The sequence below is a fragment of the Bacillus sp. BHET2 genome, from assembly GCF_005938125.1.
Classification (GTDB): Bacteria; Bacillota; Bacilli; order Bacillales; family Bacillaceae_B; genus Rossellomorea.
The window spans coordinates 404,612-427,104 of sequence record NZ_VCQN01000001.1 but is presented as its reverse complement, the minus strand read 5'-3'; the positions used below and the strand labels follow the sequence as shown (position 1 = coordinate 427,104).

Below are 22,493 nucleotides of genomic sequence, written 5' to 3'. Positions count from 1 at the left end.
AGGGTGAGTGTATGAATATTAATGTGAATCCACAGGAACGATTAATGTTTAACGCTTTTTTGATCATGTTTATCGTTCATACAGCACAAGTAGGAGTTGGAATTGCTGGCCTTCCCCGCATCATTTACTTGGAAGCGAATCGGGACGCATGGATTTCAGTCATATTATCTGGAGTTCTGGTTTCGTTTGTCCTTGTGCTCATGATTAAGATGCTTGAAACATACTCTAGTGCCGACTTATATGGAATCCATATGGATATATATGGGAAATGGATCAGTAAAGTTTTTAACCTACTTTATATCATCTATTACTTAAGTGTGACCTACGTGATACTGATGAACTACATCGAGATGGTTCAAGCCTGGATATTCCCAAAGCTGCCCTCATGGCTTTTGATGGGGTTGCTGTTGTTCTTGATAATCTATTGTGTATTGGGTGGGATCCGGGTAGTGGTCGGAATCGCGTTTCTCGGTCTGATTCTTGCATTCTGGTTATTATTCATGATCTATACGCCTATTAAATTTATGAACTTTAATCACCTTCTACCGGTCTTGACCGCCTCACCGAAAGAACTCATGATGGGTGTGTATAAATCGAGCTTTACAATTGTAGGATTCGAGCTCTTGTTATTTATCTACCCTTACGTTAAAGAAAAAAAGAAAGCATTGAAATACGCTATTATCGGTTCAGGTTATTCCACGTTCCTCTTTATGCTTGTGACGGTTGTATGTATCGGGTTCTTCTCGGAGGATGCTCTGATTAAGACAATCTGGCCGGTCCTATCCATGTTTAAAATCATTAGGATCCCTAACCTTGAGAGATTTGAATTTATAGCCGTTTCTTTTTGGATGCTAGTCATCCTTCCGAATATATGTATGTATTTCTGGGTAGCTACTCGGGGAATGAAAAGGGTCTTTCAATTTTCTCAGAAAAAAGCCATTTACTTCTTCGCAGTCGTACTGTGGACCTTATCTTTATTGGTAAAAGATCGCCTTACTATGAACACCATTACAGATAAGGTTGGATCGATCAGTTTTATTCTTTCTTTCATTTATCCCTGCTTTTTATTTGCCCTTGTTAAATTAAAATACCTTATCTTTAAGAAAAAAGGAGTAGACCTATGAAAAGAATCTCTATGCTCTTTTTGGTATGTTTCTCCGCTTTTCTTTTAAGCAGCTGTGTCGAGACAAAATACATGGAAAAACTCGGACTCATTACAGCGGTTGGATATGATCAAGGTGAAGAAAAAAAAATCAAGGGTACCATGGTACTTTATCAGTTTAACCCTGCCATGGAAGATGTGGAACAGATTCTGACAAGTGAATCAAAGACAAGCAAAGGCATACGATTATCCCAAAATTTAGAAACAGATCATAAACTTGTATCCGGTCAGCTTAGGATAGCGATTTATGGAAGGGAATTGGCTATGGAAGGGATTTCTCATTTAGTTGATACGCTAGAACGGGATTCTTCCATAGGAAATATGGTGTACTTATGCATAGCTGATACGACCGCACACGAAGTCCTCTCGTATCAAATGGCCGAGACTCCTTCAAACAGGGGGACCTATTTATACAATTTAGTACGACAAAATGTAGAATCTGAAATGCTGGTTTCGCCAACTTTACAGGAATTCATAACTGATTATGGGAGTGTCGGGAAAGACCCGATCCTCCCAATGTTAAAAGCATCAGACGGAAAAGTTGGAGTCAATGGCTTCGCTCTTTTTAAAAGGGATAAATTCATTAAAGAAATCCGAAAGGACAAGATTTTCTTCATTCGATCACTTATCGAAGATTACAACGCTGGAAGCGTCGAGGTTGAATTACCATTAGATAAATTCAAATCTAACTTATCAAGTTCTCATCTAAGGGAGGAAAATGATAAAGTCTATCTAATGGTCGATAGCATTAAATCATCCCATACAATTACTGCAAAAAAACAGGAAACACCAGAATTCTGGATAGAATTGAACATAGAGTCACGATTGCTTGAAATGTCAGAGGAAATGAAGTTATCTGAGCCCAATACGTTACACTTTCTTCAGAAAGAAATTGGCACATTTATTGAAAAGAACATCAAGGAGATGGTTCTTATGCTTAAAGAAGAAGGAACGGATCCAATCGGTTTCGGAATGAAATATAAAAGCATCAGAGGTCACCAGAATTTGACCAGAAAAGAATGGGATAAACTTTACAAAGAGGCTACCTTTCACGTTAAGGTGAATAATAAGATCATTCGTACCGGAGTAATCGATTAATGAAGGCAACAGGTCTGTCCCGTCGGGACAGACCTGTTGCCTTATATCTGCCCAATAGTCTCTTTCATCTCTTGGATGACCGCTTCATCCCTGATTTCCATCGGCTTGTCATTTTCAAAAATAACCAGTCCGTAATAGAGTTGAAGATCATCATCACACGCCTCGCAAAAGACGATTTCATCCGGGTCCCAAAAAGCAATGGAATGAAACTTCTTACTCTTGGAGTTCGGATATTGACTACGTAGTCGTCTCATTTCTACTAGAAAAGCGTCAACGGCTGCTTCCCTGCTCTCAAAAGCCCAATCCTCAACGATTTCCCTCTCCCATCCTTCAAAAAACCACCATGGCTCTGCATCACTTTTTGTCGTTAGTACTCTCCATGTTTGTTTCAATGCTTCACCCTCCTAACTTCCATGACCAAATTGTACATAAAAACCGAACGAAAGAAAAATATTTAAATTCTCCTCTATCTAAATGATTGACAAGTTCCCGCTCGTACAAGCATAGGCATAATAAAAAGTTTGAATTATTATTTAGGAGGTAATACTCATGAATTTCATTGTTTTAAGGAAAGGTTCCATCATCGCCATATTGGTTGCTGTTTTGATTATTAGCATCGGTACGGTTTGGTCCTACTCAACAAAGAACTCCTACCCTACTGTTTCCTTATCGGATAAACCGGCTAAGAAGCAAGTGATTCAGCTTGTAACCGGGGAGATTAAGTCGAAAACCCCCTCAGGGAGAGAAATTGAAGCCTATCGATGGGATCCCGGGACAATCGTTGTGGAGAAAGGGAAAGAGGTTGAACTCCGTATCTATGGAGTGAATGGGAATGAGCACCCTTTCTACATTGAAGGAACGGATGTAAAAGGAATCGTGAAAAAGGGCAAAGAAACGGTTGTCAATGTAACATTTCCAAAAGAGGGAACCTATAGACTCATCTGTGAAATGCATGAAACTATTGAGAATAACGGTCCTATGATTGCGTATATCGTTGTAGATTAGGAAATTTTGGTCTCTAAGTGGTCTTTTCCCCACATAGAGGCCATTTTGTTGGACAAATTTAAACAACTCCACAGGAAAAAGATTTGAAACCTTTTGTTCACAAATTCGTATAAACAATTACCATAGATTCTATTTTCGTTTAGCAGTATACTTTAAATGTGATAAAATGAATAATCATCTTCATAGATGCAACTAGAATTATAAAAGGAGTTATCTCCATTGTCATTCATGATTGTACAAGACTTATTGGATCTTTACTTAAGTCCATTGCATTTCAGCATTGTCCTATTATTTATACTGGCATTGATTTGGGACCAGTTTCCTGCCCCATTTCGTCTTTATACACAATCCTATGATAAGAGAATTGAAGGAACCACTCTCTTGGTTAAGCGCGTATCAGGTAACCAGATTCCTCCAATCAGGGTCTGGTTTACAACGTGTATGAAATTCCAATATTATCATACGGATAACGATGAAGAATCCTCTTCTGTACGTTTCTAACAAAGAAGCATTGATACAGAGGAGGAAAAAACATTGAAAAAAATTTCGTTCATTATTTTGTTCATATTGTTCACCATGACTGGATGCCAGAGTGCAACCACAGAAGGCGCATTCTTTCATGATTATCTCGTAAATCCCTTTTCATTTCTGATCCATGAAATCGGTACATTCCTTGGCGGAAACTTTGGTGTGGCCATTATCATTATCACACTCCTTATCCGTCTCGTTCTGCTTCCTTTTATGCTGAAAACGTATAAAAACCAGCAGGATATGAAAGGGAAAATGGCTATGGTCAAACCCGAAATGACAGTGATTCAGAAAAAGATTAAAGAAACGAAAGACAAAGAAGAGCAAAAGAAGCTTCAGCAAGAAATGATGATGCTGTACCAAAAGCATGGAGTGAACCCTTTAAACATGGGATGTTTGCCATTACTGATCCAAACGCCCATCCTGATCGGGTTGTACTATGCGATTAGATCATCTTCTGAAATCGCCAGTCATTCATTCCTTTGGTTCAACCTTGGACAGCCTGACCAAATCATGGCAATCATTGCTGGAATCGTGTATCTAGCTCAAGCACGTGTATCATTATTGAATATCCCTGCAGAACAGCAGGCCCAGATGAAAATCATGAGTCTTCTTTCGCCGGTTATGATCTTCATCTTTTCATTAAATGCACCTGCGGCCTTACCCCTATACTGGACAGTGGGAGGAGCGTTTCTCATCCTACAAACCTTGATCGGTAAGACACTTTATCAGCAGCAGCCCGCTTTGGGCAAACAGGAAAGTCAATAAGAAAAGGGAGCCCGCGGGCTCCCTTTTCTACATGGGTGACAAATTCCCCCCACTACCTATTGAATGATCCCCTCCGAAATATCGACATTCCTGCAATACCTAACAGAACCATGTAAATTATGAAGGGATATAAGAGTATTTGCTGATGCAAGTCATTCCCAAATAATAACCTTGAATGCTTACTGGAAGCAACCGCTTCTGTATGATCTGCTGGTGATACCTTCTCTGGGATAAGGGTAGTTGAAATCAGCTTCTCATGGTCTTCACTCGACAAAGTTAATACTCCGTCATCACCTATATCTTCAAGAATCTGTCCATTAATTGGTTGTGTATATGGCAAGTCTTCGTGAAGTTCATAGGAATTTCCATCCTTTTGGAAAACCGTTCCCTTCGAAATCATACTCCGTTTAAAACCATTCAAACCAAAATCAAGCAGTTTCGTTGTATCAGAATAGATGGCTTGCTTCGATTGAGCTTTCATCGTCACAACCACAAGGGATAATTGATCATTTTCAGCGGAAGTCACCAGCGTATGTCTGGATTCGTTTATAAATCCATTCTTACCACCTGTCACCTCAGGATAGGGAATTTCTCCTTTCACCATTTTATGGTGATTATAAAGGGTTGTATCCCATCCTTCCGTCTTCCAATTCATTGATTCAATGTCGAATAACTTCTGAAATTGTTTATTCTTTAAGGCGTAGCTTGTAATCTTACCCATATCATAGGCAGTTGTATAATGGTTTTCCCCATAAAGCCCATGAGGATTCTCGAAGTGGGTATCCTTTACTCCCACTTCCTCTTCAAGAAAGACGTTTAGCTTGTCGACAAACTGTTTCACCGATCCCTCTGTATGTTCAGCAATAGCCACAGCAGCGTCGTTTCCGGAGTTCACCATCAATCCCTCAAGAAGTTGCTCTAGCGGTAACGTCTCACCGGCAGTCAGGTAAACAGTAGATCCTTCGGTATTACTTGCCTTCTCACTGATTGTCACCTGATCATTTAAGTCACTATGCTCAATCGCATAAATCGCCGTTGCAATTTTCGTGATGCTAGCAGGGTTCATTCTCTCCTCAGCATTTTTAGAGTACAGAACACTCCCTGTTTTCGAATCTATGATGATAGCTGAATCGCTATAAATATTCTTAGGCTTTTGTGTATACGTTTCTTGAGCTGATACGATAGAAGTCGGAACGCATAATAATATCAGCACGATGAGTACTTTTTTCATTTATCCACACACCTGTCTTGTCAATGTCAACTTACTAACCCATTCTACCAAAAAATCATTTCTCTTAATCATCCGTTTGACAATTGTTATGAAATTGAAAGAATGATGTCAGTTTCTAACATAATTGGTCTAATACGTTTGACAATGTTTCCATTTCTCCCTCATATACACTAGAATATAAGTATGGATATGAAACCTTTTGCATAGTGAATCGTATGTATTGTAAGCATCTTTATTAAGGGGTAGATGAAATGAATACATTTCTGCAATTTTTATTACGGTCGATCATCTCATTCAGTATAGGAACGAGCAGTTTTATCGCTTACTTACTCCTTCTGGACCTGGGATTCCCTCTTACACTTTTATCAGGAGTCGGAACGGGACTACTCATTTTCATTATCGTGAAAGCCATCCAAAAGAGATGGTGGCTAAATAAAAACGGACTCTCCTCACAGGAATTTCGATATATAAATGTAAATTTAAAAGAAGCGAAGGAAAAGGTAAAAAGACTACAAAGACAACAGTTGAAGGTAAGGTCGCTTGGGGCCTTTAAACAAATCCTTGAAATCAACCGGTTAAGCAGACGGATTTATCAACTCGTCAAAAAGGAGCCGAAACGATTTTTTTCAGCTGAATCATTCTTCTTCTACCATTTGGATTCGGTTGTTGAAATCACTGAGAAGTACACGTTCCTTGCTTCACAACCCGGTAAGAACAAACAAGCCTTTTTATCTCTTCAACAAACCCGCACGACCCTTGATGATCTAACCGACTCTCTGGAAAAAGATCTGCACAAGGTTTTGGCCGATGATATGGATACGTTACAATTTGAACTGAATTTCGCTAATCAACACCTTTCGCATAAAAAAGACTTAAAATAGATTTCGGAGGTTTTATCATGGAGCAACGAAATGAACAAACAGAATTGGATATGCTGCTTTCGAACCCGTTTGGAGATGACACATCTGCAGTCAGTGGGCAGAAAACGTCTCCTTTGCTAATCGACCGATTACCTAAAGAACAGCAGGAAAAGGCAAAGCAATTAGCGGCTCAAATCGACTATAAAGACTATGAAGCCATTTTAAAATATGGAACTGCTGCACAAACCCAGCTTTCTACCTTCTCTCATTCCATGCTCGATCATGTTCAAAAAAGGGATATCGGTCCCATTGGAGATGTGTTAAGTGATTTAATGAAAAAGCTTGAGCAAATGAATCCTGATGAGCTGAGCACTAAGCAAAAAGGTGTTTTCAAAAGGCTATTCCGGAAAGTCTCTTCCTCTCTTCAGGAGGTCCTGTCAAAATACCAGAAGATCGGATCACAAATCGATCGCATTTCAGTCAGGCTGGAGCATTCTCAAAAGACACTTCTAGATGACAATCGTCTACTGGAAACCCTTTATGAAAAAAACAAAGACTATTTTCAAGCCCTTAATATGTACATTGCGGCGGCTGAAGTGAAAAGGGAAGAAATTCAACATACCTTGCTGCCATCATTACGTAAAAAAGCAGAAGAAACCGATGATGAACTGATTTATCAGGAAGTTAATGACACCATGCAGTTCCTCGATCGGTTGGATAAGCGGATTCATGATTTAAAGCTAAGCAGACAAATGACCATTCAATCGGCACCGCAGATCCGATTGATCCAAAATACAAACCAGGCACTGGCTGAGAAAATTCAGGCTTCTGTCCTGACAGCGATTCCACTCTGGAAGAATCAAATCGCCATCGCCCTCACCCTTCTCAATCAACAGAAGGCAGTAGCTGCTCAGAAACAAGTTTCCCGTACGACCAATGAACTTCTACTTAAGAATTCAGAGATGCTTAAAACCAACAGCATCGAGACGGCAAAAGAAAATGAACGAGGAATCATTGATATTGATACGCTGAAGAAAACACAGGAAAACCTCATTTCCACTATTGAAGAAACGTTGGCCATCCAAGCTGAAGGTCGACAAAAGCGACAGCAGGCCGAACAAGAAATGGTCACGATGGAAAATGACTTGAAACATAAACTGATTGAAATTAGAAAATAAAAATAGAAGCTAGCGGCTCCTTAACAGTCGTTAGTTTTTTTTATTCCCTTCCCCTACCTGCAGAAGTGTGAACGGGAATAAATAGCGTATATCAATGTCCTTAAATGAAAACCCCATAATCAGATGTTTTGCAAATATGATTTGAGTATATTATAGTCTTTACATGCAAATAATTGACACCTCAATAAATTGCACACAATTAAATAGTCAGAGCAAAAATATATACCATGATTACTTCCACTATATCCAGGGAAAAGCAAAACAACCACCTACCAATCAGAATGATAAAGGAGTTTTTACGATGGAAAACTATCAAGACCTTCTAAATAAACAACAATCATTCTTCCGTTCCGGCAAAACAAAAGATATTGCCTTCCGGATCGAAATGTTGACACAACTAAAAAACCTGGTTCAATTACATGAGCAGGATATCATCAAAGCGGTAAAGAAAGATTTGAATAAATCGGAAATAGAAGCGAAGCGCGCAGAGATCGGACTTGTGCTCGGTGAGATCGACTTTACCCTGGAGAACCTCGCTGAATGGGCAGCTCCAACAGAGGTGAAAACACCCGCTACCCACGAAGGCGCAACCAGCTTCATTCATCAGGATCCTTATGGCTCGGTACTGGTCATCGCACCTTGGAATTATCCCTTCCAACTTGCAGTTGCCCCTCTTGTAGGCACGATTGCAGCTGGTAATACCGCTGTGCTGAAACCATCTGAATTGACTCCAAGTACTTCAAGTCTGCTTGCAGGACTCATCAATCATCACTTCCCTGAAGAGTATTTGCATGTCGTAGAAGGTGAAGTAGATACAAGCACTGCACTGCTTAAAGAAAATTTTGATTATATCTTCTTCACAGGTAGTACAGGCGTTGGGAAAATCGTGGCGGAAGCGGCTGCCAAGCATTTAACACCGGTTACACTTGAACTCGGTGGGAAAAGTCCGACGATCGTACACTCGGACGCCGACCTGGATGAAGCGGCTAAGCGCATCGCACGGGGAAAATTCGCAAATGCTGGTCAAACGTGTGTTGCTCCCGATTATGTACTCGTCCATCGCAATGTGAAGGACGAACTTCTAACGAAGATGAAGGACGTCATCAAAGCAAGCTACGGAGAGGATATTATCCACAATCCCAACTTTGGTCACATTGTGAGCGAAAGACACTTTGACCGTTTGAACAGCTTCCTTGATAATGGACGCGTGGTAGCAGGTGGCGATTCAGACCGTACCAATCTGGTCATAGAACCGACGATTCTTGATTCTATTTTCTGGGATGATCCCGTCATGCAGGATGAAATTTTCGGACCAATCCTTCCAATCATCGAGTATGATGAACCATCCGAAATAATCAACGAAATTGTGAAACGTCCTAAGCCCTTGGCACTTTATCTGTTCACTGACGATCAAGTCCTTCAGGAAGACGTACTAACCAATGTTTCATTCGGAGGCGGAGCCATCAACGATACGATAAACCACATGACCTCTCACTACCTTCCATTCGGTGGGGTCGGCGATAGCGGCATGGGAGCGTATCACGGGAAAGCAAGCTTCGATACATTCTCACACTCCAAGAGCATTCTGAAGCTCTCGAATAAATAAGACATGGACTGCTAATTTATCGAATGAATTCCTAATGTATAGTTCATTGCTTCTTAAGCATTACTGAAAAGTCTGCAGTTGAAAAAGAACCCTATGCTCAAATTCAATTGAGCGTAAGGGTTCTTTTTTTTATGAGAAAAATGAGCCAATATACTTCTCCTATTTGTCCTCATTATGAACGATGCTATTGGTAATCGCATCGTATTCCTTCTCCGCAATGGAGCTACTGATGATCTCTTCTTTTTCAAGCTTGGTGATAGCGTCATACTCAGCGTATAAAGCATGTTTTTTCAGAGTAGAAAGCTGATCTGCTTTCAGTACAGGATTGCGCTCAAATAATTCATCCAATTGCGCTTTAAGCATGTCGATTCGCTTCTTGTACGTATCAATGAGTTCATTGGAGACCGGGTCTGTGATATAGAGCTTTTGTTTCACACGATGAATTTCCGAAATGGCTGTCTCATACCTGTGAAGCTGACTGAGCAATTTCTCAAATTCTTCGTGCCCTTCCTCTTTTGGATTAATGCCCAGCACTTTGATTAATGGTTTAATGGTCAGTCCTTGTACCACAAGGCTGAATAGTACAACGCTAAAGCCCAGTATCAGCACATCTTCTCTTCCTGGGAAATCATGTGGCAGACTGAGCACCAGGGCAATTGACAGGGACCCTTTCAATCCTCCCCAATTCAAGATATGCTTCCACAAATGAGGAAAATTACCGATCAATGACAAGCTTGTATAGACGGCAATGCTCCTGGCTACTAATACTACGAGTATCGCTGCAAATATATAAGGCCACTTCTCAAGCAAATCAATCCTCGTTATTTCAAGACCAACCATTAAGAATACAAGGGAATTCGCAAGTAAGGCGGCCACATCCCAAAAACTATTAATATTCAATTTCGTAGTGGGGCTCATACCGATTTTCCCGCCAAAATTCCCGAAGATCAAGGCTGCAATGACGACGGCAATCACTCCTGATGCATGGACGCTTTCTGCCAGGAGAAATGATCCGTAAAATAATATGACACTAAAGATGATTTCAAGTGGGTAATCATCGTAATACTTCGTTAAAATGGAAAAGGCATAGCCTAATGCACCACCAATGATCACCCCTAATGATACGACCCGGATGAACTCCCATATTCCACTTCCAAGGCCCGCCCATCCAGCATCTATGTATGATACGAGGTAGAACGCTGAAATATTGAATAGGACGACAGCTAGCCCATCATTAAATAAGCTTTCACCTTCTATGACAACCGCCAACCGTTTCTTGACACCGACACTCTTGAATATGCTTAAGACGCTTACAGGGTCCGTTGCACTCATTAGTGCTCCGAACACAAACGCTGCTGGAATCGAGAAATCAAAGAAATAATAAGCTGAAAAACCGATGATTAGGAATGATATCAAGGTTCCTCCAAATGCTAAAGCGATGATTGGCTCCTTATTCGCACGAAGATGGGAATAAGGAAGCTTCAAAGCGGCTTCTCCTAAAAGTGCCGGTAAAAATAATGTAATAATGACGAAATTAAAGATTTCCCCTTCTGTAATGAAGTCTTTAAGTGGTTCTAATACAGGTATGTTAAATAATCCAATCAAAGCACCAACGATCACGAGAGCAATCGGATAAGGTTGCTTGAATTTCTTGGCGATAGCCGTGATCCCAGCTGCTATCATAACTAAAAAAAGACCCAGTTCAAAAATATGATGCATATCTAATTCATGCATATGTATCGAATCCTCCCTTGTACCCTAGTTTCTATTCCCTCATGTTCTATTTACTAATCTTCCCCTTTGTATGAAAATGACTCGCCTATACCCAGCAACAAAAAAAAGAATGACTATTACTTTACTACAAAATAGTCATCCTTCTTAAGTATACAATTTTTCCCTCTCTGAACAAAACCATAACATCATTTATTGTGTCTTTTGAAACCAATAGAAAAATAGCGTTTTTTCGACGAACTCGTTTGCTTCCATCCTTCTTGATTTAAGAAGTGATTTATTCTGTGAAATTCTTGTATACCTGCTTGTAAATCTGATAAATTCGTCATGTTCTCCATCCCCTTTTATTCTTGTTACGTCTAGTCTACGCGAGTACTCGACTCTCTGAATGAGGTGGATGAATGATTTCATCTCGTTCTAAAGGCTGATATATTCTCATCCTGGAACTATTTAAACTTTTTTTATCGCTAAAGGGCATGCATTCACCATAAGTGAATGATCATTTAAAGGGTCAAAAAAAGCCGACTGCATCGTCACGATGCAGTCGGCTTCTTAGGTTCCGTCTAAATACTTTTGTACAGTAATTTTCTGAGTAATGGAAACAGTACATCCGGGAGTTCTTCTACATCTGAAACGAGGATGCTGTAGTTCCCGTAAATGTTTTGTATCGTCTTTCTTTGTCCTTCATCAATCTCGCCGTTCGCTAAAAAGACGTTTATGACTTCAATCCCCTGCTTTCTTGCGTCTAATACTGCTTCATGGGTATCGACAATCCCATTTTGCTCATATTCCATCGCTGCAGGCTCACCATCAGAGAAAACAAGCAGAAATTTCTGCTTTTCATTCCGCTTCAGGATTCGTTCTGTCATTAAACGAATGGCAAATCCATCCCTATTATCTTCTTCAGGCTGCAACTGCATGATTTCAGAACCGCTGTTTGGCTTCAAGGAAGAATAGAAATCAAGGACAGGATTCATATAATTAGGTTGACTGGTCTTAGTCGCACGATTGGTATCTTCCCAAAAACCGACGACTTCATGTGGGACTCGAACGGATTTGAGTGATTCATGAAACAATGTAATCCCGAGTTTCGTTTGATCCATTTTGTCAAACATGGAACCAGAGCAATCCACCAATAGCGAAAATACTGCATCAATTTCTGAGGAAGGATTCTGCTTTTTATAGAAAAGTCTCGGATTATCGTCAGTGATAAACCGCAGCAGCTTTTTGTTTAACCTACCGAAATGCAGATCGCTCCGAGGCTGAATTCGCTTATGTTCCAATGTTTTTTCGATCATCTTTTGGAGCTTTTTTTGATAGGGAGCAATCAATCCTTTGTTCAGGTTATAGGAACTCTTTTCTTCAGAGGTAGGGATGGAAGGTGTGAGAAAGTGAGGAACTGCAAAGCGATTGTCCTTGCCAAACTGCCCATCCCCTCCACCGAGTTCTTCCCTTTCTTGCTCCGCGGCCTTCACATTTTGGTATTGATCTTGATCTGTTTCCTTGGCTGAGCCTTGAACCATGGCCATTGCCTGGTCCCCGTCATCCCCTTCACGGACCCCTTCTCCCATCAGATCGGACTGAGACCCTTGATCTAAATCAAACTGTAGAAAGGATTCCCCTTTGTCACTCGTTTCCCGATGCCAGGTGCGAAATTCTTCATCGAACACTTCTTCTTCTCCTGTACTCTCATCTTCAAGGACATCCTGATTGGCAAGTGGATCTTTTCTTTTTAGATCATCAAATGTTTCACTGAACAATTCCTCCGTGACATATACGTCTTCTGGTAAATGAAAGTACTCATTCAACATATCTTTGCGAACGATTTCATCTACCACCTCAACGATTTCTAAACAAATCCCCACAACATCATTCGTGGTCCGGGTCTCAAAGAGACGGGTGATTTGTCTATGAATAAACGGCATGGCTAAATCGATCTCTTCATTAATATTCACCGGTTCCTCTAAAGGCGATTGAGCATGAAGAAGAAGGAATATCGAATTGAAGAGGGAGTCGGTGAACACACTCTTTGTTAAGTTTACTTTGAGCTGTGCTTCGAAGTGCTGTCGGTATAATTTCCTTCTCACTTCAAATGACTTTTTCGTTCCAGGTCGCTTGGATTTACAAATTTCCTCCAAACGTGTTTCTTCTCCTATGACAAATAGCTGCTTGGCGAATTTGGAAACAGTGGTCCCTTTCACTTTATTAATATAATCGACTACCATTTCATTCGCAGTTTCGTGGTAATTGCCGATTGTCCTTAAATAGATATCACTTTTGAGCCCGTGTACTTCTTCTTCCTTTTTTCGATGATCCCAAAAATGACTGACATAGACCGCTTCCTCTTTATAATCAAGATAAGAGAATGGTCCGTATTTCAAATTCATGTCCCCATTTTTAGAAAGTGTTTTCGTTAAATCGGCCATTTCCATCACTAAAAAAGAATCTATGGTTTCATCATTAAATTGAATAAATCGATGCATTACAAATCCCTCATTCAAATAAGGTTTCTGCTATATTGAGAATAGCTGCTTTTTCACGTTCATCTTCGAGCTTATCGACAATACCACGCTGAATTGCACGCTTGGCAGGCAGATAAACCGTCAGATCACAGGCATCAAGAAGGGCACGGATGGATGCCGCTTCTTCTGAGATCTGACCATTTTTCACTTGGACGAGCAAGTCGGAGGAAAGGGCGACAAACTGACTGATCAGCTTAGAATCAGAGAGCTTACTCTGACTTTCAATGACACTCATTAACGTCTCTCCCTCTATATAAGGGACATCAATGACGACAAAACGATTTTTCAAGGCTTCATTCAGGGGTACAGTCCCTACATATCCTTCGTTTATGGCAGCTACAACACCAAATGATGGCGCAGCTTTTACCACTTCACCAGTAAACGGATTCGTGATGCTTCTCCGGTAATCCAACACACCGTTTAAGATCGGTAATGTTTCAGGCTTCGCCATGTTGATTTCATCAATGTATAATAAATGACCCTTTTTCATCGCCTGAATAACAGGTCCTTCGATGAATTCGATCGTATTTTTCCCGTCCTTTTCGCTAATTGTTTTATACCCTAACAACGCTTCTGCATCCAGGTCCACTGAACAGTTGATGCTATGCATCGGTTGGGAAAAAATCGATGACAACGTATCTGATAGCTTCGTTTTCCCAGAACCTGTTGGCCCCTTAAGGAGAAGGTTTTTCCCGATGGACAGAGCGATAATACTGTCTTCAATGATATAATCCTCGCTGGCTGTATATCCACCTTCGCCAACTAAAGAAGTGTGAAGAGTATCAGAGAATTCCTGCTTTCTTTCATTTATAATATGAGTTACCGATTGTGGTAATTGTCTTTCAATATTCATGTTTTGACATCCTTTCATTTCACATACTAGTCATTCTACATGTAATAGCGCTTACACTGCAAAGGGTCTGTCTGATTCATCCATCCTTTCAGAAAAAAACACCCTTATCTGGGTGTTTTCATCATCTATATGGGCAAATCATAACGAGTAAATCCTCTATAAACATACATCCCTGCTTTCTGGTATACGATGGCGGCATCCGTATGGCTCTCACTGTCTACTGATAGAGCTGCTGTATCCATTCCATGTTCTTTCAGCACCGCACATGCATGGTTAAGCAAATAATGAGCAAGACCTTTACGCCGCCAGTTTCTGCGAATCCCCAAGTGAGTGATTTCCCCCAGTTTGGTTTCATCATTAACAGAACAAAAGACAAACCCCACTACACGGTCCTCTTGCCTTAACAAATACCATAGGCTTGGATCAAATGATGGCTTGTGAAACCGCTTCTGGAATTCCTCTATGCTTGAAGGATGATAGTCAAAGTGGTCAGCGAAAACCTCCTCAAATACCTCATGAAGGATGTTTACTTCAGATTCTGGATCAAAGCTTGTAAGCTTATAAGTTGAGGGAAGAGGTAAATCCGAAATGTTTTCAAGATTTTTTTTCATTTGATACCAGAAACGGGTGGGAGTGAATCCACACTTCTCAAATGCCCGCTTCTCTGCACCAAGGTTTGCTGATAAGATGATGGTTTTCCGGTCGTCCAGTTGGTCTTTCTTCTTTTTAGCTGAATCAATTAACTCTTTTGCAAGCACAGTTATATAACGTTCCATTTGTTCATTTGGTTCAGCCAAGATCAATGCAGGCAGTCGATGATCCTTTTCAGTCAGGATAGAAATGGCTACAAGATCTCCTTCAAGAAAGAGACCAATACGATCTACTTCAGAAAGGGAGGTTAACATTACGTGTATTTCTTCTTCACTGGTTTGTACCTCACCAAATACATTTGTTTCATAATGATTGAACAGCTCAACCATAGAAGAAAGATCCTCTAAGGTAATGGTTCGCATCCTGAAGACTTGCTCCATTCACTTCTCCCCCATTCTTCAATACAATAGCAACAACCCTTGCGAAAAGGGATGAATAAAAAAGCTGATCTCTTCCCTTACGGAGAAGAAATCAGCTGGAAGGATGGTCTATGGTTTACACTTCTTCAAAATACTCTTTGTAGAAGCCACCCATTTTTCCACTTTCATCAATCACGAAGTAATAATCTTCTGATTCATTCTTCACTTCGTATTCTTTACCGATTGTCAGTACATTTCCCACGGTGTATTTCTTTGCATCTGTATGTACACACTTTATTTTTTTTCCTGTATTACTTTCCGTCCAAGTCTGATGGATCAACTCAATAACCTCCTTAATGAATAAAACTATGCTACTAGTATATTCTTACAGAGCCATTAGTTCAACTACTATTGTGAGTTGGGAATAGTTGAAACTTTTTTTCGCCTTAAGCCGTAAATATAGGTAGATATTGAAAAGGAGTGGAAATAATCATGAATCATGAAAAAGGATGTATGAAATGCGGGGGAACTGAAGCAGGAACAAAGGATATTTCAACCTCGGGCACTGGCCTATCAAAGATGTTCGACGTTCAGCATAATCAATTCACAGTGGTCTACTGTAAGAATTGCGGCTATTGTGAATTGTACAACAAGAAGAGTTCGTCTGCTTCGAATATTCTGGACCTGTTTTTAGGTTAAAGACTAGTATTTCGGGACAAAATTAATGTCTTTTTATTGAGAATTTTGTCACACCACCTCAATTATATGGTATATTATAGGAGATTATTGGTGGAAAGGTTCGATTCAAGTGAAAAAAGGCTTACGCAAGATCGGTATGTGGGGCTCAATTATATTGATCTTTTATATGAGTTCTCATCGACCAAATGAAGATCAGTTTTATTCATGGTTAATGGATGAATATCATATCGAATGTCATGAAACCATTACCTGCACGAGGGAAATGGATGGGCATTCTTACAAGACCTTAATTGAGACTGGTTCCAATATTAAGAATGGGTATTTGCTTTTCAACACAATCGGTAAGATCTACGAGGATGAAACGGGCACCCGAACTACAGTTAAAGCCATAGGGATGTTCGGAAAATTCTTTACAATCATTGTGGATGAGCAAGACAGATAGACTGATGAGAGCGGTACGCTTCCTTCAGTCTATTTCTATTTAGGGGCTTTCACTTTTTTCCATTTTGTTTCATACCTATTTTTTTTCATTGTGAACACTAGACCGTAGATGATTACCCCTATCAATAACAGGACAAAGACAATTCCTGCTTTCACACTTATCTCCTCCACCACCCGCTGGAAGCTTTTTGGGAAGTATCTCCCAATTTGAAAGTAAACAAGCCCCCATACAAACGCAGAAGGAGAAGCATAGAGGACAAACTTCGTGAAAGAAATCCCTTTTAATGACCCTGCAATATAGGGCATGAATAATCGAATACCAGGTATAAAATAACTGAACGAAATCGCAAATGGACCGTATTTGTTGATCCACCTTTCTCCATTTTCAATGAGTTTCCTTGATTTTCCCCCTTTTATCAGACGGGAATTGAGCTTTGTACCTAGGTATCTCCCATTTAAAAACGCGAAAATCCCATATGAAAGCAATCCACTATACATAAAGAAAAAGGAAGTATACGTGTCAAAATGTCTCCATTCAGAAAGATACCCGGCTAACGCTGCCGCCAATTCATTTGGTAACGGTAATCCAAAGAACACCAACCAGCTAAAAAGGAACATGGCTATATAGCCGTATTGATCGACCAAATTCAGTAGAAAATCCATCTTACACCCCATTTCAAACCAAGGGACTCCGAGTGCCCCTCCAAGTCATTTTATACTAAAATACCCATATGGATTTGAATGAAAACCAACGTTAGCAAGACGGTATCCCCTAGACCTTGTTTTCGGAAAGTAGGTTCTGAACCTGAACTTCTGTCATACCAATATCCACTAATTGCTTTTGCAATTTTTCATGATAGCACTTGCTTACATGTGGCTTGCTTCCACGGAGTATTTCCTTAGCATAATGATCAGGCGGGCAGGTCTCTTCATACTTTGCCTTCACGATAAAGGTTAATACATCCGGGTAAAGCTTATCACCAATGAAAATGTCTACGAAAGAAGCTCTATACCAACCAGGTGTCACTCCTTCTCTCGTAAACAAGTATTCTACTGCCTGCTGCGGAATATCATAGACGACCCCTTCCATATTCCCTCCATCTTCAATGATATCTCCCCTACCCCCATCATGGACTTTAAAGAGATACCTCATTGTATAACCTTTCAATACACCTGCGCCGAGACAGCTCTTAAAATGATGGTCTACCTGAGCTCTTCTAAAGCGATCATCATCCATGCAGGACCCATATGCGAAATAGAGGGTTCTCTCCGGTTGATTGTTTATAAACTGATGGACCTTCCAGTCTCCAGAAGTAATTTCCGCTTGAAAGAAGTCTTCGGTTTCAGAATAATACACAAATGCATCCATGACTCCTGAATCCGTGTTTATCTTTTTGAGATTACGGATATACTGATTCTCTTCACGCCCCTCAAGAAAATCTTCAAGCTCGTCTAAAGCCGAAAGGATCGTGGAATTGATCTTATACACTTCTCCATAAATTATTCCATTACCTTCTTTCAGTGCCGGATAGCCCTTTCCTGTATCGTACAGCACTCCCTCTACCCAAGCTTGTTCCCGAACCAGTGTTGCTTCTTTTAATAAGTCATGATTATTCTCGTTCCTTCTTAACGTGCCATAGACAAATACGTACACACGATAACCCCTTCCTATTGTTTACATAACTATATTACTGTTAAATTAAGTTAGTAGCTCTCTTTCATTTTATCAAAAGATCTCTGAAATTTCAGTTATACTCTCCTCCCATTATACGATTAAATGAACACAAAAAGGACTTTCCCCGTGCAATGGGATCGTCCTTTTTAGAGGAAACGCTTTCAATTTTTTCACTTCATTTTTGGAATAGCTGTCTCTTTCGCCTGCTCCCGTAACCGGAACTTTTGTATTTTACCTGAGGCCGTCATAGGGTATGAATCGGTAAATTCAATATACCTTGGAATTTTGTGGCGGGAGATCTTCCCGGTACAGTATTCCCTTATTTCTTCTGAAGTAGCGGTTTGCCCTTCTTTCAAAATAATCCACGCCATTACCTCTTCGCCATAAACCTCATCCGGAATCCCAATGACTTGAACATCTAATACCTTTGGATGGGAGTACAGAAATTCTTCAATTTCTCTAGGATAAATATTCTCACCGCCTCGAATGATCATATCTTTTAACCTACCTGTGATTCGGCAATAGCCGTGTTCATCCATGACTGCCAGATCTCCGGTGTGAAGCCAGCTTTCATGGTCAATGGAGAGCTTCGTAGCTTCTTCATTCTTGTAATACCCTTTCATTACATGATATCCTCTGGTGCACAATTCTCCCTGAACGCCACTTGGAACTTCTCTATCTGATCCAGGCTCTACAATCTTCACTTCCACATTTGGCAAGGCTTTACCAACTGTTTCTACCTTTAATTCGATCGGATCATGTGTACGTGTTTGAGTGATGACAGGAGAAGATTCGGTCTGACCATAAGCAATCGTAATCTCATCTGCCCCCATTTTTTCCATTACGCCCTTCATCACTTCGATCGGACAATTACTCCCCGCCATGATCCCAGTGCGTAATGTGGACAGGTCGTATTGATCAAAGTCAGGTAGATTCAACTCGGAAATGAACATGGTTGGTACTCCATGAAGCCCTGTGCATTTTTCATCCTGGACCGTTTGCAGGACCTTCCTGGGGTCGAAATCCTGCAATGGAACCATCGTCGCCCCTACAGAAACACACGCAAGAACTCCCAATACACAACCAAAGCAATGAAAGAACGGAACGGGTATACATAAACGATCTTCACTTGTAAGTCGCATACATCCGGCAATATTGTATCCATTGTTTACGATATTTGAGTGAGTAAGCATGACGCCTTTCGGGAACCCGGTTGTCCCGGAGGTGTATTGCATGTTGATCACATCATGGGGAGACAGGCTTGAGAGTCTTTCTTCCAGTTTAACGTCCTCTACATTCTTTCCCATCTCCACGATATTTCCCCAACTATATGTACCTGGATATGAATTCTCACCCAGCACAATGACATTTTTCAAACATGGAAGCTTTGAACTCTTTAATTCCCCTGGTTTACAGGATTTCAATTCCGGGCAAATCTCATATAGCATGTCTATATAGGAAGCTCCCCGAAATTCTTCCATGAGAATAATTGTCTGACTGTCAGATTGCTTGAGTAGATATTCTAATTCTGACGTTCGATAATTTGTATTAACGGTCACCAGTACGGCTCCCATTTTTCCAGTTGAAAACTGGCTAACTAACCACTCAGGAGTGTTAGACGCCCATATGGCGATATGATCTCCTTTTTTAATATCCAGTTCGATCAATCCTTTTGCAGCTTGTCTGCACAATTGATTAAACTCATGATAAGACCATCTTAGACCTCTGTCTGCATAGACTACCGCTTCGACCTGAGGCTGAATCCGTGCTTTTTCTTCAAGAAGCTCCCCTACTGTAGTGTGTAAGATCTCTGACAAATGAAATTCCCCCTTAATCTGAACCATCTTGTACCTGGAACCTCTCTGTAACGTAATCCATTAAGTGATTTTCACAGTTCCTTATGCGTGTATATTATCACAAAAATGAAAATATTCAAACTAATTAATCGGAAATGTCTTCAACTAAATTTCTCATTTTAAGCCTGTTGGGAAATCGTCATCATCCTGCCTTCTTGGTAAAAACATGACAAATTTCATCAGAGTACAGTTGAGCATAACTTCTTTTTATAGACAAAATCCATGCCGACCAAACCATTTTCACCAAAATAACTAAAAATACAACTTTTGAAGGATTTTATAAAAACCCTCTTTTCAAATGATGGTTTTCTATGTAGAATAAATAGAAAATATAGAAAATTCTATATTTTACACATTTCCTGGGAGGTTGGTTATGAAAATCTTAAGTAATGAACAGTTGGTGGCAGCTTATCGAGATGCTGAGAAACAAGGGAATGATCAAGACTGGATTTTGCTTCTTAAGAAAGAAATTCGTAGCCGAGGACTGAAAGCTTTTAGGAAATCTTGACAATGACTTTAAAATAGAATTTTGGCTTATATCTCACCCCCTGAGATACGTTTTTTCTGACAGACTCGAATGTTTGAGTCTGTTTTTTTTTCGTTAGGCTCTTACCTCTATACATGTTGCTATTTTAAAGCTAGTGTTACCCGTAAACGTAGAGTGTAAATGGAGTCTTCTCGGGCTAAGGAGGCACTGCCCAAGAAGGTGTTCCTTCATTAACTGTTTTTCTTCCCTTTAGATCCATGGTATTCTTCAATTTGTTTGTATTGATCACTGTCAAGTATTCCTATTTTATGAAATAGGTAGGAATACTGAATCACTTTTTTTGAGTTGAATGATTTCATGTCTATACCTTCTTTCCTTCTACTGTCCATAAGTTTCCTGTAGTAAACTTTATTTTAGTTATCCATATTTTATGCTGATGGTAAAGAATCGTGAAAAAAAAAGCTGATTCATATTCCATTAATGGATATATGAATCAGCCAAACATTCATCTATTCTTTTCAATCAGGACTACTTAACCTTCAAGTAGTAGGTCTTCAGGGTTTTCAAGTAAATCTTTGATCATTGCAAGGAATCCAACCGCTTCTTTCCCATCAATAATCCGATGATCATATGATAATGCAATGTACATCATCGGGCGATTTTCCATTGTATCCTTATCAATCGCAACAGGACGAAGTTGAATCTTGTGCATTCCTAAGATCCCGACTTGTGGTCCGTTTAAGATTGGTGTAGATAATAATGAACCGAACACACCACCGTTTGTAATGGTGAATGATCCTCCTTGCAGATCTCCAAGGGATAATTTGTTGTTTCTTGCTTTAGTGGCAAGTTCCATGATCTCCCCTTCAATTTCTGCGAAGTTTTTGCGTTCGCAATCTCGTACAACTGGAACAACCAACCCATCTTCAGTCGATACCGCTACGCCTACATCATAGAACTGCTTAAGAACAACTTCATCTCCGTCAATTTCTGCGTTCACATACGGGAATTTCTTAAGCGCTGCTACAACTGCTTTCGTAAAGAAGCTCATGAACCCAAGTCTTACATCGTGGTCATCGAAGAATTTATCCTTTTTACGTTTTCGCAGTTCCATTACTTTACTCATATCGATTTCATTGAAAGTTGTTAACATAGCTGCCGTTTGTTGAACCTCGACTAAGCGTTTCGCAATCGTTTGACGACGGCGGGACATTTTCTCACGAACCACTGGCTTTCCATTATCTTTCTTAGCAGGTGCTTTCTTCTCTTGTGAAGCAGGCTTTGAAGGAGCTTCAGCTGGTTTGTTACCATAAGCTTCAATATCCTGCTTACGTACACGGCCTAGTGGATCTGTTGGCACTTCCGAAAGGTCGATTCCTTTTTCACGGGCCAACTTCCGTGCTGCAGGTGAGGCGATTGGACGATTTTTCTTGTCTTCTTTCGCTGGTTTTTCCTCCGCTGCCTTTTCTTCTTTCACTTCTTGTGTTGGAGCTGCCTCTTCCTTTGTTTCTTCCTTTGACTCAGGAGTGGCTGGTGCTTCTCCCCCTGCTCCAACGATGGCAATGACTTGACCAACTTCTACCGTATCGCCTTCATCAGCTTTTAGTTCCTGGATTGTACCTGCTTCTTCTGAAATGACTTCTACATTCACTTTATCCGTTTCAAGCTCGACGATGTATTCGCCCTTTTCCACATAATCCCCTGGCTGTTTCAGCCACTGGGCAATCGTGCCTTCTGTAATTGATTCTGCTAATTCTGGAACTTTAATTTCTGCCACTGTGAT

General features: G+C 40.3%; 23 protein-coding genes. 11 read left to right on the top strand and 12 right to left on the bottom strand.

Annotated elements, in window-relative coordinates:
* The first annotated feature begins 11 nt into the window (after positions 1-11).
* Positions 12-1,124, top strand: a complete 1,113-nt coding sequence (locus tag FGG79_RS02220; protein ID WP_138776122.1) for a GerAB/ArcD/ProY family transporter — start codon at positions 12-14, stop codon at positions 1,122-1,124.
* On the top strand, positions 1,121-2,260 hold the full coding sequence (locus FGG79_RS02215; RefSeq protein WP_138776121.1) for a Ger(x)C family spore germination protein: 1,140 nt from the start codon (positions 1,121-1,123) through the stop codon (positions 2,258-2,260). Before FGG79_RS02220 ends, FGG79_RS02215 begins: the two co-directional genes overlap by 4 nt.
* 41 nt (positions 2,261-2,301) lie before the next feature.
* Here the strand turns inward: FGG79_RS02215 and FGG79_RS02210 are convergent, their stop codons facing one another.
* Positions 2,302-2,652, bottom strand: coding sequence for a DUF1033 family protein (locus tag FGG79_RS02210; protein ID WP_138776120.1), 351 nt, complete (start codon positions 2,650-2,652; stop codon positions 2,302-2,304).
* Between the two features lie 157 nt (positions 2,653-2,809).
* Here FGG79_RS02210 and FGG79_RS02205 point away from each other — a divergent pair, with 157 nt between their 5' ends.
* The 3 genes from FGG79_RS02205 (at position 2,810) to yidC (ending at position 4,561) form a co-directional block, all read left to right on the top strand.
* Positions 2,810-3,265 carry a cupredoxin domain-containing protein gene (locus FGG79_RS02205; protein WP_138776119.1) on the top strand — a complete coding sequence of 152 codons (456 nt, stop codon included), beginning with the start codon at positions 2,810-2,812 and terminating at the stop codon, positions 3,263-3,265.
* A 219-nt stretch (positions 3,266-3,484) separates the two neighbouring features.
* Entirely contained in the window at positions 3,485-3,766 is a 282-nt protein-coding gene (locus FGG79_RS02200; protein ID WP_138776118.1) for a hypothetical protein, read from the top strand.
* A gap of 33 nt (positions 3,767-3,799) precedes the next feature.
* The gene (gene yidC / locus FGG79_RS02195; RefSeq protein ID WP_481747250.1) at positions 3,800-4,561 is read left to right on the top strand and encodes a membrane protein insertase YidC; all 762 of its coding nucleotides are present in this window, start codon (positions 3,800-3,802) and stop codon (positions 4,559-4,561) included.
* 52 nt (positions 4,562-4,613) lie between these two features.
* Here the strand turns inward: yidC and FGG79_RS02190 are convergent, their stop codons facing one another.
* On the bottom strand, positions 4,614-5,792 hold the full coding sequence (locus tag FGG79_RS02190) for a D-alanyl-D-alanine carboxypeptidase family protein (RefSeq protein WP_138776117.1): 1,179 nt from the start codon (positions 5,790-5,792) through the stop codon (positions 4,614-4,616).
* A gap of 251 nt (positions 5,793-6,043) precedes the next feature.
* Here FGG79_RS02190 and FGG79_RS02185 point away from each other — a divergent pair, with 251 nt between their 5' ends.
* The 3 genes from FGG79_RS02185 to FGG79_RS02175 all read left to right on the top strand — a co-directional run bounded on the left by FGG79_RS02185 (position 6,044) and on the right by FGG79_RS02175 (position 9,436).
* The gene (locus FGG79_RS02185) at positions 6,044-6,673 is read left to right on the top strand and encodes a 5-bromo-4-chloroindolyl phosphate hydrolysis family protein (protein WP_138776116.1); all 630 of its coding nucleotides are present in this window, start codon (positions 6,044-6,046) and stop codon (positions 6,671-6,673) included.
* Positions 6,674-6,690: 17 nt separating this feature from the next.
* Positions 6,691-7,830, top strand: a complete 1,140-nt coding sequence (locus FGG79_RS02180; RefSeq protein WP_138776115.1) for a toxic anion resistance protein — start codon at positions 6,691-6,693, stop codon at positions 7,828-7,830.
* A gap of 301 nt (positions 7,831-8,131) precedes the next feature.
* On the top strand, positions 8,132-9,436 hold the full coding sequence (locus FGG79_RS02175; protein WP_138776114.1) for an aldehyde dehydrogenase: 1,305 nt from the start codon (positions 8,132-8,134) through the stop codon (positions 9,434-9,436).
* Positions 9,437-9,595: 159 nt separating this feature from the next.
* Here FGG79_RS02175 and FGG79_RS02170 read toward each other — a convergent pair whose 3' ends face one another.
* The 5 genes from FGG79_RS02170 to FGG79_RS02150 all read right to left on the bottom strand — a co-directional run bounded on the left by FGG79_RS02170 (position 9,596) and on the right by FGG79_RS02150 (position 15,892).
* A complete protein-coding gene (locus FGG79_RS02170) occupies positions 9,596-11,170 on the bottom strand; it encodes a cation:proton antiporter (protein WP_138776113.1) in 1,575 nt (524 codons plus the stop codon).
* Positions 11,171-11,730: 560 nt separating this feature from the next.
* Positions 11,731-13,650 (bottom strand): vWA domain-containing protein, encoded by a 1,920-nt coding sequence (locus FGG79_RS02165; RefSeq protein WP_138776112.1) that lies wholly within the window; start codon positions 13,648-13,650, stop codon positions 11,731-11,733.
* Positions 13,651-13,660: 10 nt separating this feature from the next.
* A complete protein-coding gene (locus FGG79_RS02160) occupies positions 13,661-14,542 on the bottom strand; it encodes an ATP-binding protein (RefSeq protein WP_138776111.1) in 882 nt (293 codons plus the stop codon).
* A gap of 125 nt (positions 14,543-14,667) precedes the next feature.
* Entirely contained in the window at positions 14,668-15,573 is a 906-nt protein-coding gene (locus FGG79_RS02155; protein WP_138776110.1) for a GNAT family N-acetyltransferase, read from the bottom strand.
* 115 nt (positions 15,574-15,688) lie between these two features.
* A complete protein-coding gene (locus FGG79_RS02150; RefSeq protein ID WP_138776109.1) occupies positions 15,689-15,892 on the bottom strand; it encodes a DUF6501 family protein in 204 nt (67 codons plus the stop codon).
* A gap of 152 nt (positions 15,893-16,044) precedes the next feature.
* On the opposite strand from FGG79_RS02150, the gene FGG79_RS02145 reads away from it, so the two are divergent.
* Together FGG79_RS02145 and FGG79_RS02140 are read left to right on the top strand one after the other, a co-directional pair.
* A complete protein-coding gene (locus FGG79_RS02145; RefSeq protein ID WP_138776108.1) occupies positions 16,045-16,251 on the top strand; it encodes a zinc ribbon domain-containing protein in 207 nt (68 codons plus the stop codon).
* A gap of 109 nt (positions 16,252-16,360) precedes the next feature.
* Positions 16,361-16,693, top strand: coding sequence for a hypothetical protein (locus tag FGG79_RS02140; RefSeq protein WP_171050753.1), 333 nt, complete (start codon positions 16,361-16,363; stop codon positions 16,691-16,693).
* 35 nt (positions 16,694-16,728) lie between these two features.
* Here the strand turns inward: FGG79_RS02140 and FGG79_RS02135 are convergent, their stop codons facing one another.
* From FGG79_RS02135 to FGG79_RS02125, 3 genes are all read right to left on the bottom strand, one after another.
* Positions 16,729-17,355: a DedA family protein gene (locus FGG79_RS02135; protein ID WP_171050752.1), complete on the bottom strand. Its 627-nt coding sequence runs from the start codon at positions 17,353-17,355 to the stop codon at positions 16,729-16,731.
* A 109-nt stretch (positions 17,356-17,464) separates the two neighbouring features.
* Positions 17,465-18,346 (bottom strand): gamma-glutamylcyclotransferase family protein, encoded by an 882-nt coding sequence (locus FGG79_RS02130; protein WP_138776105.1) that lies wholly within the window; start codon positions 18,344-18,346, stop codon positions 17,465-17,467.
* Positions 18,347-18,537: 191 nt separating this feature from the next.
* The gene (locus FGG79_RS02125) at positions 18,538-20,175 is read right to left on the bottom strand and encodes an AMP-binding protein (RefSeq protein WP_138777538.1); all 1,638 of its coding nucleotides are present in this window, start codon (positions 20,173-20,175) and stop codon (positions 18,538-18,540) included.
* 421 nt (positions 20,176-20,596) lie between these two features.
* Between FGG79_RS02125 and sda the strand changes: the two genes are divergently transcribed.
* Positions 20,597-20,731 (top strand): sporulation histidine kinase inhibitor Sda, encoded by a 135-nt coding sequence (sda, locus tag FGG79_RS02120; protein ID WP_138776104.1) that lies wholly within the window; start codon positions 20,597-20,599, stop codon positions 20,729-20,731.
* Positions 20,732-20,940: 209 nt separating this feature from the next.
* On the opposite strand, the gene FGG79_RS22245 is transcribed toward sda, so the two are convergent.
* Positions 20,941-21,069 carry a hypothetical protein gene (locus tag FGG79_RS22245; protein ID WP_276607949.1) on the bottom strand — a complete coding sequence of 43 codons (129 nt, stop codon included), beginning with the start codon at positions 21,067-21,069 and terminating at the stop codon, positions 20,941-20,943.
* 173 nt (positions 21,070-21,242) lie between these two features.
* Positions 21,243-22,487, bottom strand: coding sequence for a 2-oxoglutarate dehydrogenase complex dihydrolipoyllysine-residue succinyltransferase (odhB, locus tag FGG79_RS02115; RefSeq protein WP_138776103.1), 1,245 nt, complete (start codon positions 22,485-22,487; stop codon positions 21,243-21,245).
* Between the last annotated feature and the right edge of the window lie 6 nt (positions 22,488-22,493).

Excerpts from the sequence above, each read along its gene's own strand:
- FGG79_RS02220 (WP_138776122.1), top strand. The coding sequence starts at position 12 with ATGAATATTAATGTGAATCCACAGGAACGATTAATGTTTAACGCTTTT.
- FGG79_RS02205 (WP_138776119.1), top strand. The coding sequence starts at position 2,810 with ATGAATTTCATTGTTTTAAGGAAAGGTTCCATCATCGCCATATTGGTT.
- FGG79_RS02170 (WP_138776113.1), bottom strand. The coding sequence starts at position 11,170 with ATGCATGAATTAGATATGCATCATATTTTTGAACTGGGTCTTTTTTTA.
- FGG79_RS02160 (WP_138776111.1), bottom strand. The coding sequence starts at position 14,542 with ATGAATATTGAAAGACAATTACCACAATCGGTAACTCATATTATAAAT.
- FGG79_RS02135 (WP_171050752.1), bottom strand. The coding sequence starts at position 17,355 with ATGGATTTTCTACTGAATTTGGTCGATCAATACGGCTATATAGCCATG.
- FGG79_RS02185 (WP_138776116.1), top strand. The coding sequence starts at position 6,044 with ATGAATACATTTCTGCAATTTTTATTACGGTCGATCATCTCATTCAGT.
- FGG79_RS02215 (WP_138776121.1), top strand. The coding sequence starts at position 1,121 with ATGAAAAGAATCTCTATGCTCTTTTTGGTATGTTTCTCCGCTTTTCTT.
- sda (WP_138776104.1), top strand. The coding sequence starts at position 20,597 with ATGAAAATCTTAAGTAATGAACAGTTGGTGGCAGCTTATCGAGATGCT.
- FGG79_RS02145 (WP_138776108.1), top strand. The coding sequence starts at position 16,045 with ATGAATCATGAAAAAGGATGTATGAAATGCGGGGGAACTGAAGCAGGA.
- FGG79_RS22245 (WP_276607949.1), bottom strand. The coding sequence starts at position 21,069 with ATGAAATCATTCAACTCAAAAAAAGTGATTCAGTATTCCTACCTATTT.
- FGG79_RS02165 (WP_138776112.1), bottom strand. The coding sequence starts at position 13,650 with ATGCATCGATTTATTCAATTTAATGATGAAACCATAGATTCTTTTTTA.
- FGG79_RS02175 (WP_138776114.1), top strand. The coding sequence starts at position 8,132 with ATGGAAAACTATCAAGACCTTCTAAATAAACAACAATCATTCTTCCGT.
- FGG79_RS02180 (WP_138776115.1), top strand. The coding sequence starts at position 6,691 with ATGGAGCAACGAAATGAACAAACAGAATTGGATATGCTGCTTTCGAAC.
- FGG79_RS02155 (WP_138776110.1), bottom strand. The coding sequence starts at position 15,573 with ATGGAGCAAGTCTTCAGGATGCGAACCATTACCTTAGAGGATCTTTCT.
- FGG79_RS02190 (WP_138776117.1), bottom strand. The coding sequence starts at position 5,792 with ATGAAAAAAGTACTCATCGTGCTGATATTATTATGCGTTCCGACTTCT.